At 50.4% G+C, this 11,533-nt stretch carries 11 protein-coding genes; 5 read left to right on the top strand and 6 right to left on the bottom strand.

The genetic code is table 11. The annotated features are described in order from the left end of the window. The first annotated feature begins 145 nt into the window (after positions 1-145). The 5 genes from HMPREF3050_RS07025 to HMPREF3050_RS07045 all read left to right on the top strand — a co-directional run bounded on the left by HMPREF3050_RS07025 (position 146) and on the right by HMPREF3050_RS07045 (position 6,511). Complete coding sequence (locus HMPREF3050_RS07025) at positions 146-901, top strand: formylglycine-generating enzyme family protein (protein WP_040668451.1); 756 nt, start codon at positions 146-148, stop codon at positions 899-901. 331 nt (positions 902-1,232) lie between these two features. Continuing rightward, positions 1,233-2,564, top strand: a complete 1,332-nt coding sequence (locus tag HMPREF3050_RS07030; RefSeq protein WP_070774245.1) for a YadA-like family protein — start codon at positions 1,233-1,235, stop codon at positions 2,562-2,564. Positions 2,565-2,702: 138 nt separating this feature from the next. Beyond that, on the top strand, positions 2,703-3,842 hold the full coding sequence (locus HMPREF3050_RS07035) for an NADH-dependent flavin oxidoreductase (RefSeq protein ID WP_070774246.1): 1,140 nt from the start codon (positions 2,703-2,705) through the stop codon (positions 3,840-3,842). Positions 3,843-4,428: 586 nt separating this feature from the next. Further along, positions 4,429-5,607, top strand: coding sequence for a glycosyltransferase (locus tag HMPREF3050_RS07040; RefSeq protein WP_070774247.1), 1,179 nt, complete (start codon positions 4,429-4,431; stop codon positions 5,605-5,607). Positions 5,608-5,791: 184 nt separating this feature from the next. Beyond that, complete coding sequence (locus HMPREF3050_RS07045) at positions 5,792-6,511, top strand: hypothetical protein (RefSeq protein ID WP_070602105.1); 720 nt, start codon at positions 5,792-5,794, stop codon at positions 6,509-6,511. A gap of 276 nt (positions 6,512-6,787) precedes the next feature. Here HMPREF3050_RS07045 and HMPREF3050_RS07050 read toward each other — a convergent pair whose 3' ends face one another. From HMPREF3050_RS07050 to HMPREF3050_RS07075, 6 genes are all read right to left on the bottom strand, one after another. After that, positions 6,788-7,744 (bottom strand): MetQ/NlpA family ABC transporter substrate-binding protein, encoded by a 957-nt coding sequence (locus HMPREF3050_RS07050; RefSeq protein ID WP_070774248.1) that lies wholly within the window; start codon positions 7,742-7,744, stop codon positions 6,788-6,790. 66 nt (positions 7,745-7,810) lie between these two features. Beyond that, positions 7,811-8,455, bottom strand: a complete 645-nt coding sequence (locus HMPREF3050_RS07055; RefSeq protein ID WP_036493111.1) for a hypothetical protein — start codon at positions 8,453-8,455, stop codon at positions 7,811-7,813. Between the two features lie 78 nt (positions 8,456-8,533). Beyond that, positions 8,534-9,220, bottom strand: coding sequence for a methionine ABC transporter permease (locus HMPREF3050_RS07060; protein WP_070774249.1), 687 nt, complete (start codon positions 9,218-9,220; stop codon positions 8,534-8,536). Between the two features lies 1 nt (position 9,221). Next, entirely contained in the window at positions 9,222-9,959 is a 738-nt protein-coding gene (locus HMPREF3050_RS07065; RefSeq protein ID WP_070774250.1) for a methionine ABC transporter ATP-binding protein, read from the bottom strand. Between the two features lie 229 nt (positions 9,960-10,188). Continuing rightward, complete coding sequence (locus HMPREF3050_RS07070) at positions 10,189-10,389, bottom strand: hypothetical protein (RefSeq protein WP_070774251.1); 201 nt, start codon at positions 10,387-10,389, stop codon at positions 10,189-10,191. A 116-nt stretch (positions 10,390-10,505) separates the two neighbouring features. Further along, complete coding sequence (locus HMPREF3050_RS07075) at positions 10,506-11,327, bottom strand: YihY family inner membrane protein (protein WP_094113356.1); 822 nt, start codon at positions 11,325-11,327, stop codon at positions 10,506-10,508. Positions 11,328-11,533: the final 206 nt, after the last annotated feature.

An 11,533-nucleotide genomic window follows, 5' to 3' on the forward strand; every position in this document is an offset into this window, starting at 1 on the left:
ACGCCGTACTGGTTTAAAGTTAATCCACTATATGCACGAACCGACAAGCCCAAAGCACAATAATCAGACGGCTTTTAAGGATTTTTATCCGGTTTCGCTATATAATCAGAGCCTAATACTCCGTATTCAGATGAGAAAGCCCGTTATGAAACTCATACCACTCCTCGCCTTCTTTACCCTTGTCGCAAGCGGCAGTGCAGCGGCGGCCGAAATGGCAAAAGTTGAAGGCGGCAGCTACCGCCCGCTCTATCTGAAGAAAGAAACAAACCTCATTAAAGTCAAACCCTTCCAAATCGACAAATATCCCGTTACCAATGCCGAATTTGCAGAGTTTGTCAAAAAACACCCGCAGTGGCAAAAAGGCAAAGTCAGCTCCAAACAGGCCGAGCCTGCCTACCTCAAACACTGGGTTAAAACCGGCAGCAACAGCTACGCGCCCAAACCCAACGAACTGAAACATCCGGTAACCAACGTATCTTGGTTTGCCGCCAATGCCTACTGTACTGCGCAAGGCAAACGCCTGCCGACCATAGACCAATGGGAATTTGCCGGACTTGCCTCCGCCACACAGAAAAACGGTTCTGCCGAACCCGGCTACAACCGTACCATTCTTGACTGGTATGCAGACGGCGGCAGAAACGGCTTGCGCGATGTCGGCAAAAGCAAACCCAACTACTGGGGCATTTACGATATGCACGGCTTGATTTGGGAATGGACGGAAGACTTCAACAGCAGCCTGCTCTCGTCTGGCAATGCCGATACGCAAATGTTTTGCAGCGGCGCATCCGTAGGCTCCAGCGACCCATCGAATTACGCCGCCTTCCTGCGCTACGGCATACGCACCAGCCTACAATCCAAATACGTCTTGCACAACCTAGGCTTCCGCTGCGCCTCGAAATAATCGGTTTTATCACCAAAGCAGCTTTGGCGGTACTGAAAGGTATCGCCTTTTTTTTGCCACTATAAAAGGTCGTCTGAAAACATTCCGTTTCTCCGAAACCATGTTTTCAGACGACCTTTTTGGATGATTGGGTTCTATCGATCTGAATGGGTTGCGTACGTTCTATAAACCTTGCGTATCATTTTCTTCAGATGATTCAAATCAAATATTAATTACATATAATTAATAATATTGTAATAATACTATACAATATAACTAATTCTAAATAGTTAAATATAATTATTTGGGATTAGTTAGTATTGTTAAAAATTCAAAAATGGAGAATGAAAAGATGAAACTAAACTTATCCGTCAAACCGCTGTGTTTGGTGTTGTCCCTTGTTTTTGCAAATGTTTGTGTTGCGGAAGGTATTGCGACAGGGACGATGCACAAAAACGGTTCTGTCGCATTGGGCAAAGAATCGAAGGCGGGGGAGAATGCGACTGCGTTGGGCGATAAATCGGCTGCGGCGGGTTATAAGTCTGTTGCTGCCGGCTATGATTCAAATGCTTCGGGTTTGAGTGCGTCGGCATTTGGCAGCGAGGCTAAGGCGGAAGCATTGCGGACGGTTGCTGTCGGTTTCAGGGCGAATGCAAAAGGAACCAACGATATTGCCGTCGGCGGCGCATCGAAGGCTTCCGGTGGGCAGTCGGTGGCGGTCGGTTTGATGTCGCAGGCAACGGGTTTGCGTTCTATCGCGGTCGGTGAAAGCGCGAAGGCTGGCGATATTGATGCGGTTGCGTTTGGACGGGGCAGCGAAGCCAATGCACTCAGTTCCACTGCTGTCGGGGATAGGGCAAAAGCCAACGGTACGCAGGCGGTTGCGCTGGCATCTGCTGCCGAGGCAAACGGTTATCAGGCGGTTGCAGTCGGTACGCGCGCGGTTGCCGAAGAAACCAACAGTGTGGCATTGGGCGTGGAATCCTCGTCCACCGCACTCAACGGTCTTGCCGCTGGCACGCGCGCACGGGTACGGAAATCGGGCGGAACGGCTTTGGGCGCAGGTGCTGCTGCATTTGAGGAAAAATCCGCTGCTTTGGGCTACAAAGCAGAAGCGCGTCAGCAAAACTCCGTAGCGCTCGGTACGGACAGCGTTGCCGATACTGCGGCAGGCGTTGCAGGTCATGACTTTGCTACCGGCGCGGCAAGTACAGAAACAGGCAAAACATGGGTATCGACTTTAGGCGCGGTATCTGTCGGCAGCGAACAAAACAGCCGCCAGATTACTAATGTTGCTGCGGGTAAGGAGGATACGGACGCGGTCAACGTTGCTCAAGTGAAGAGCCTTGCCCGCCAAACCCAAAGCAGCCTTGCCGCAGCCGAGAGCAATCACCAGACCCAAATCGCCGCTTTGCGCAACGAAGCCAAAGTCCGTATGGACAAACTTGAAGAGCGTGCTGATTCAGGCTCCGCCGCTGCAATCGCGGTCGGCAGCCTCGGACAGGCATATCAGCCGGGACAAGGCGCGGTTTCCGTCGCAAGCGGTATCTGGCGCGGTAAAAGCGGCTACGCCGTAGGTATTTCCAAAGTATCCGCCAGCGGCAAATGGCTGGTTAAAGGCTCGGCAGTCGGCGCGGCGAAAGGCGGTGCGGGCGGCGGCGCCAGCGTAACCTACCTCTGGTAACCGTTGTTAGGTGTATCGCCGAAAGGTCGTCTGAAAACATTCCGTTTCGTCGGAGCCGTGTTTTTCAGACGACCTCGTTCTTGATAATTCCCTATTTGTCCCAATTCTGTCGAAGTTATTAATTTTCGATAGAACAAAATGAATCCCAAATACGCTCCGCTTTTCCAATCTTTCACACTCAACAACGGCGTAACCGTCAAAAACCGCCTCGTCGTTGCGCCCATGACCCATTTCGGTTCCCACACCGACGGCTTAATCAGCGACCAAGAGCGCACGTTTCTCGGTAACCGCGCAGGCGATATGGGTCTCTTTATCTCTGCTGCCACTTTGGTTCAAGAAGGTGGTAAAGCCTTTCGAGGACAGCCTGAAGCTACGGGCGAACACTGCCTCGACAGCCTGAAAGAAACCGCCCAAATCATTCAAAAACAAGGTGCGAAAGCGATTTTGCAAATCCATCACGGCGGCTCTAAAGCGATGGCGGAACTCAACCGCCGCGACAAAATCAGCGCGTCCGCCAGCGAAGAAGAAGGTGCGCGTGAAGCGAGTGCCGCAGAAGTGGAAGAACTCATCGCTTCCTTCGCCCAAGCTGCCGATTTGGCGATTCGTGCAGGCTTTGACGGCGTGGAAATCCACGGCGCGAACGGCTATTTAATCCAACAGTTTTACTCCGCCCAAAGCAACCGCCGCAGCGACCAATGGGGCGGCAGCTTGGAAAACAGAATGCGCTTCCCGCTCGCCGTCGTCGATGCCGTTGCCGCCGTCCGCGACAAACACCAACGCAACGACTTCATCATCGGCTACCGCTTCTCGCCTGAAGAAGCAGGCGAAAACGGGCTGACCATGACCGAAACCGGCGCACTGATTGACGCGCTGGTGCAAAAGCCGCTGCAATACCTGCACGTTTCCTTGTGGGAATTCGATAAGAAAATCCGCCGCGGCGGCGATACGGCGCAAACCCGTATGCAGTTCATCCATGACCGCATCAACGGCAAGCTGCCCCTTATCGGCGTGGGCAACCTGTTTACTGCCGATCAAATTCTGGCCGCCTATGAAACCGGCTGGGCGGAATTTATCGCATTGGGCAAAACCGTCATGATCAATCCGCACATCGCCACACAAATCCGCGAAGGCCGCGAAGCCGAAATCGAAACGCAACTCGACCCGGCGCGCGCCGACCATTACGGCTTCCCCGACATCCTGTGGGAATTTTCCGCCAGCGGTACGCAATCGTGGCTGCCGCCGGTAAAAGGCGCGGACTGGAAGCCGGTGGATGCTTGATTGACTGTAACGGCAGCTTAAAACGGCAAAGATCACGTTTGCTGTTTGATGAGGTCGTCTGAAAAGGTTTTGGCATACGCATAACTTCTTTGCTATGACTGAGAGGTCGTCTGAAAAATCAAATACGAGATTTCAGACGACCTTTTTATTGTTTTGCTTCAAGGAAATGACGGTTGATGTACCAGTCGGCTTGTGGTGCTGATGAACATGTTTTATCGGGCGAGGGGGGGATTAAACAACATAGTCTTGCCGTTGTTTAGCCTATGGGTCGTCTGAAACGGGAAAAGGCAATGCGTGTGATGAGATGGTTTGGTAGATGTGGTTTTAAAAGTGTTGTTATATGTCATATATTATTTTAATTTAAATCAGGCGGTTGAAAAAAAGGAGAGGTTTTTTTAACTTGCGGTTTGGGTACTTTGTCATATATATGTTTTAATTCATGCTTTGAGTTGTAATGCTGTTATTTATAATCACTTGAAAACCTGCGGTTGTTTGTAATATAACTAAATTATTGTTTTTTATATTTTTTGACTTTGTGGGCAATGATGCAGATTGTCTTTGGCAGGGTTGGCGTAAGGAGTAAAAAATGCATGTTGTCGTTCTTCCATCGTGGTATCCGAAATCCGAAACGGATGTGGACGGGATTTTCTTCCGTTTGCAAGCTCAGGCGTTGCAGCGCAAAGGCTTGAAAGTAGGGGTCATTGCACCTTTGTTCCGCTCGTTGCGGACGGAATGGAAAAGTATTTTGACCGGACCTTATGGAATGCGGCATCACCGGCAGGGCGGTTTGAATACTTATGTTTACGACAGTATGTATTTTTTCCCGCATTGCCCCGTCGTCGATATCGACCGTATCCGTTGGGTAAGGGCGGGTATGAAGGCTTTTAAGCGGTATGTGGCGGAAAACGGCAAGCCTGATGTCCTCCATGCGCATACGATGAATTTCGGCGGCGTTTTGGCACATGAAATTTCTAAGAAATACGGTATTCCTTATGTGATTACCGAACACAGCAGCGCGATTGCCCGCAACCTGGTCCGTCCGAACCAATGGCCCAGTATGAAAGAATCCGCCCGACATTGTCAGGCGCGTTTTGCGGTCAGCAAGGATTTTTGTGCATTGCTGCGCGAGAAATACGGTTTGGATTGGGAATATCTGCCGAATATTTTGGGCGATAACTTTGCGCGTCCGTTCGAGCCTTTCGATAAGTCCCATCAGGATTTCACGTTTTGCTCCGTTTCCCACTTGCGCCATCTGAAAGGGCATGACTTATTGCTTCCCGCCTTTGCCAAGGCTTTGGAAAAGTATCCCTTCCTCAAACTCAAAATCGGCGGCAATGGCGCGGAGGCGGAGAATCTGCGCCGCTTGGTTGATGAATTGGACATCGGTCATACCGTCACCTTTTTGGGCGCGTTGAAGACGGATGAGGTCTTGGACTTGATGCGCCATAGCAATGCTTTTGTACTCGCCAGCCGTGTGGAAACGTTCGGTGTGGTGTTTATCGAGGCGCTGTCACAAGGCTTGCCGGTCATTGCGACAATGTGCGGCGGACCTCAGTCGATAGTTAATGAGGATAATGGTTATCTGATTCCGACTGAAAATATAGAGGCATTGAGCGAGGCGCTGATTCGGATGTATGAAGAACGCGAGAAATTTTCGGCGGAAAAATTGCGTGCGGACTGTTTGAACGAGTTTGGCGAAGATGCCGTGATTGGAAGGCTGATCCAAGCATTTGAAAAAGTGACCGGCAAATCGGCGGAAGCGTGAATCAATCACGGTATGTGAGAGCAGAAGGCTTGCGACCAGGCTTAGAGTCTGGTGCAAGCCTTTATTGTTTGCGAATATGGGTTCTTTGTGATTAGAATTACCCGTTTTGATGATAAATTCAAATTTTGGACAGGCAAAACAAGATTTATGCCGCTTTAAATACGCAAATATTAAGGAATTCCCAATGAAAATCAAACTTTCAGCATTCGTCTTGTCACTTGCCGTTTGTACGCATGCCCATGCACTGACTACGCGTCCGGTTGAGCATACTTGCCCGATAGGCGGCGAAAAATTCACATCGGTTATGGTAATGTCGGGCTTTTCGATCGATATGAAGACTGATTTGGAGCCGGTAGGTATGGTTATGGCGCCTGCCCCCATTCCGGTTTGTCCGAGCAATAAGTTTGTCATGTTTAAGGACGACTTTACGCAACAAGAATTGGATAAGTATGAAAAAGTCATCCGAAGCGAGGCTTATCTCAAGCAGGTGGCTGAAAAGGCCTCAGCGCAAAGGTTGGCGGGGGTGATGTTGGAGTTGGCAGGCGAAAATCAAAACGCAGAACAAATGATGTCGATATTTTTGCATGCCAGCTGGCTGGGCGGTCATCAGCAAGATCTGGAGAAAGTCCTGCATTACGCCGATTTGACTTTGAAAGATGACAGCCTGCCGGCTGAAAAACGTGTGAATACCAAGCTTGTGCGCGGAGAAATGTTGCGCAAATTGAGTCGGTTTGATGAGGCGAAAAAGCAGTTTGAAGAATTGACAAAAGAGCCGACGGTCAAAGCTTCAGAGTATTTACAAAAACTGACGGAGCTGGAGTTGGAACTGACGGCGGAAAAAGACACCTATTCGCATCCGGTAAGGCAAACCTTGAGTTTGCGCGGCAAAATAAAAGACGAATAACCGCCGTCTTAAGATTGGGGCGCGTTGCTTTGCGTTGAATGTATAGTGGGTTAACCTTAAACCAGTACGGCGTTGCCTCGCCTTAGCTCAAGAGAACGATTCTCTAAGGTGCTGAAGTACCAAGTGAATCGGTTCCGTACTATCTGTACTGTCTGCGGCTTCGTCGCCTTGTCCTGATTTAGAGTTAATCCACTATATTTCCGCCATATACGGCAAAAAGGTCGTCTGAAACCTGATTTGGGTTTTCAGACGACCTTTTGCTTTAGGGCTTACAGTTTATTTTGCTGCGGAAGCGCCGGAGCTTGCTGCGGAGGCTGCTGTGGCACTTGCTGCCGAAGCGGTAGAAGCGGCTTCGGCTTTCGCACCGGCTGCTGCGTTTTCACCCCAGGCGGCAGGGTATTTGTAACCTGCGAAGCGTTGGCGCGCGTAGGCTTTGAACTCGTCGGAGTTGTAGGCTTCGGTTACGTCTTTGAGCCATTGGCTGTCTTTGTCGGCGGTTTTGACGGCTGCCCAGTTGACGTAGGCGAAGCTCGGTTCTTGGAACAGGGCTTCGGTCAGCTTCATGCCGCTACTCATGGCGTAGTTGCCGTTAACGATGGCGAAATCGACGTCGGCACGGCTGCGCGGCAGTTGTGCGGCTTCAAGCTCTATGATTTTGATGTTTTTCGGATTTTCGGCGATATCGGCTTTGGAAGCAGTCAGCGGATTAACACCGTCTTTCAACTTAACCCAGCCCAATTCGTTCAACATGACCAGCGCGCGGGCGAAGTTGGACGGGTCGTTAGGCGCGGAAACGCTGCTGCCGTCTTTGACTTCGTCCAGCGATTTCAGTTTGCCCGGATACAGGCCCAAAGGCGCGGTCGGCACTTGGAAGGCTTCGGTGATGTCTAATTTGTGTTCTTTTTTGAAGTCGTCCAGATAAGGCTTGTGTTGGAAAATATTGATGTCCAGTTCGCCTTCTGCCAAAGCGAGGTTGGGGCGGACGTAGTCGGCGAATTCAAGCAGTTTGACGGTATAACCTTTTTTCTCCAGCGCAGGTTTGATTTGGTCTTTGACCATGTCGCCGAAGTCGCCGACGGTCGTACCGAAGACGATTTCTTTTTTTGCGCCATTGTCGGCGGCAGGCGATGCGGCAGATGCGGCGGATGTGCTATCTTTTTGACCGCCGCAGGCTGCCAGTATCAAGGCGAGCGCGGCGGCGGAAAGGGTTTTGAAGAAGGTGTTTGTCTGCATGTTTTACTCCTGGTAAGTGTTAAGTCGATTTTTCAGACGGCCTCTGCCGTCGGGACAGTTGGGATTTTAAATCCATTTATGGGAAACGGGACGGTTTTTTATGGTGAGGTACAGGCCTTTGGCGGAACGGTAACACAGCCAAATCAATCCCGCTTTAAAAGTCAGGGCTGAGATGAGCTTGAGCCAATCCAACGAGGTGGCGAACGGAGAAATATCAAAGGCGGTATCGACACTTTCATACATTTCATCTGTTCCGTCGATTACGGCGTGTCCGTCCATTTCATCATCATAGTCTTCTGCCATCATGGCACTTTCATCCGGCTCGCTGATTTCGCCCATTTCATCGATGTCCATCGTGCCAATTGATCCGTTCATTTCCCCTATGGAAACCATATCGTCAAATGAAAGGATGCCCCAGATGGGGACAGGGGAGGCGATAAGGGACCATATCATAAAGACAGCCAATAGCCCGACACACAATAAAATGAAGAAACCCATATCGTTACGCATCATTTTGCTGTTGTGCGCGTTGACGTCGGAGGGCGGGTGTTCTAATTTTTCCAAGATGACGAGTTGGGCAAGAAAGATGCCGATACTCAGGCCTATATACAATATTTTCGGCATATGGTTCATGGGGCCGATAAAGTACCAAAGGATATTGCCGATATTGACTAAATAAACGGCAATTAGAATTTTTTTGGCGGATTTCATGTTGTATTTTTCACTCAAAAGGTCGTCTGAAAATGCATCAGGTGTATTTTCAGACGACCTTGTTTACGTTTGTGAGGTTTAACGTTTGTCCAATTTCCGCGCCAATGCGTTGCCGGTGCTTTGAATCAGGATAACGAGCAGCACGAGGATGGCGACGATGAAGATGATGACTTCGGTTTGGTAGCGGTAGTAGCCGTAGCGGATGGCGAGGTCGCCCAAGCCGCCGCCGCCTATCATGCCTGCCGCCGCGCTGTATGAGAGCAGGCCGATGGCGAGGACGGTGATGCTGGAAACCATGCCCGCGCGCGCTTCGTTCAAGAGGACTTTGCGGACGATGGCAAGCGGCGAGGCGCCCATGGCGGTGGCGGCTTCAATCACGCCTTTGGGGACTTCGCGCAGGTTTTGTTCCACTAAGCGGGCGAAGTAAAACAGGCCGGACACGCTCAATACCAGCGAGGCGGCAATCGGGCCGATAGTGCTGCCGACGATGGCGCGGGTGGCGGGTATCATGGCAATCATCAGGATGACGAAGGGGAAGGCGCGCATCAGGTTGACTAAGTTGTCAAACAGGAAATTCACCGGCTTGTTGTAATGAAGCTGGCGGTTGGAAGTTACGAAAAGCAAGACGCCCAAGAGGGTGCCGAAGATGACGGCAATCGTGGTGGACAGTCCGACCATGACGAAGGTTTCGCCCAAGGCGCGGACGATTTCGTCTTTCATGCCGACGATGGTGGAAACGGCTTGTTCGAATGTTAAGTCTGCCATATCAGTCCTCCCGAATCAGTTCGCGCCCGATTTCGGATTGGGCGTGGATTTGGTTGCCGCGTACTTCGACGATTTCCACCACTTTTCCTTTATCCAAGAGGGCGGCGCGGTCGCACAGGCGGCGGATGACGCTCATTTCGTGGGTTACGATGACGATGGTGACGTTGAAGCGTTTATTGATGTCTTCCAAACATTCCAAGACGCTGCGCGTGGTGGCGGGGTCGAGGGCGGAAGTGGGTTCGTCGGCGAGGATGACTTGGGGCTTGGGTGCGAGCGCGCGGGCGATGCCGACGCGCTGTTTCTGCCCGCCGGAAAGCTGGGCGGGGTAGTGGTCGGCGCGTTCGGTCAAGCCGACGATTTCAAGGCATTCTTTGACGCGTTCTTTGATTTTTTCAGACGACCATCCGGCGATTTCCAAAGGAAAGGCAACATTGTCGGCAACGGTACGGTTGCTCAAAAGATTGAACTGCTGAAACACCATGCCGATATTCTGCCGCGCCTGACGCAATGCGGCGGCATCAAGCGCGGTCAGCTCTTGTCCGCACACATTGACCCTGCCGCTGTCGGGACGTTCCAACAGGTTAATCAGGCGCAGCAGGGTGGATTTGCCCGCGCCGGAATAGCCCATCAGACCGAAGATTTCGCCGTCTTGGATTTCGAGGCTGGTCGGCTCGACGGCGGCAAAACGGGTTTTGTCGCGCGTTTGGTAATGTTTGGAAACGTTGTCCAAAATAATCATAAATACTTCCTGATACTTCCGGGAAAAAAAAGAAGCCCGATGCTGTACACAACGGGCTTGGATATAAAGAAAGGAATAAAAACAGCAGAAAATGAAAATACGCTTTAGCTGTTTATGCCCGCAAGCTGTGTCAAATCGGCAATGTTAACTCAGATACGACTATAATCAAAATCGGTAACTTTGTCAAGTTTTGATATGATTTGTAATTTTAAAATAATAAATTGTCAGTTTATTTGCCGAAAAGCTCCGCCACCATGCGGGCTTCTTCCTCGGTATAAGCCGCGCCGTTGAGCTTCGCAGTCAGGATAAATTCGCCGCTTAACCCTTGTTCGGCGCAGGTTTCGCGCCAGCCTTGCAGCCGTTCTTCGTCGCTGGCTTTACGTTTCAGACGACCTATGGCCTGGGCGGCCTGTTTGGTTTGTTCGTTCATACAGTTCCTTAACAAAAGGCAAAAGGTCGTCTGAAAATTTTCAGACGATTTTTGTATAAGTTGTAGATTGGATTATTGAATCCGCTATTGCGGTAATGGATTTCCTTGATGGGGTGTTAGCGTTTTTTGCCGGATTCGGGCGTATCCAACTTATGCTTGCTGTAATGCAGACTATGTTCACTCCATACCGCCGTCCATACAGCACCGCACAATACCAGCATCCACATCACATTCAGCCACAGCATGAACAGCAATAGTGCGGCAGTTGCGCCGTAAATAGGTTCGTATCCGTCCACCAAGCCGCTGTACCAAGTAAATATATACCGCGCAGCTTTCATTAATAACGCTACCCCGAAAGCTGTCAGAAGCGGGCAATACTCAGGCGCACGCCGTTTGGGGACAAAACGGTACGGCAGCCACAGCAGCAAGGTTGCTGACAGCAAGGAGAGCAATGCGCTCAATGCATTTGCCAGTTCGGGCAGCTGTACCGCCAGAACATCCCGCAACAGACTTATCAAACCTATAAACAAGGGCAGTAGCACCAACAGCGCAGGGTAAATCAGCAACCGCCGGCGTGAACGTTTTTCCTGCTGTTCGCGCCATACTATGCACAAAGTATTGTCAATCGTACGGACAAACAGCAGCGCAATCAGTGAAAATGCGGCTAAGCTTATTCCGCCCAAGTGTTCGGCATGGTGCTTGAAACGATTGATATATACTGCAATGTCTGCCGCCTCTGTTGGGAACGCCGTCTGATTGAACGCGACAACAAACGCATCCGTAAGGGTATCGACGTATGGCGACAGGTGAGACACTAATAACACAACGGTCAAAAATGGCACAACCGCCAGCAAAGTCATAAAACTCAAACCTGAGGACACCAATGTCAAACGTATTTCAGAACAGCGTTGTAAATAATGACGTAAAAAATTATTCATAGGTTAAATAAACGTAGCCTGGGTAAGGAGTATTGCTTAATTGTAGGGCGGATTATTGAATTCGGCATTATTGAAGTTGCCGCGATGATTGGGTGTTTTTCTTGTTAATCCGATATATCGACCGAGTACCGAATATTTTATCGGATATAAGCATTATGTTTATGGTTGTGTGAAAACAAAGGTCGTCTGAAAATTTTCAGACGACC

Origin of the sequence: Neisseria sp. HMSC065D04 (genome assembly GCF_001815675.1) — a bacterium.
Classification (GTDB): Bacteria; Pseudomonadota; Gammaproteobacteria; order Burkholderiales; family Neisseriaceae; genus Neisseria.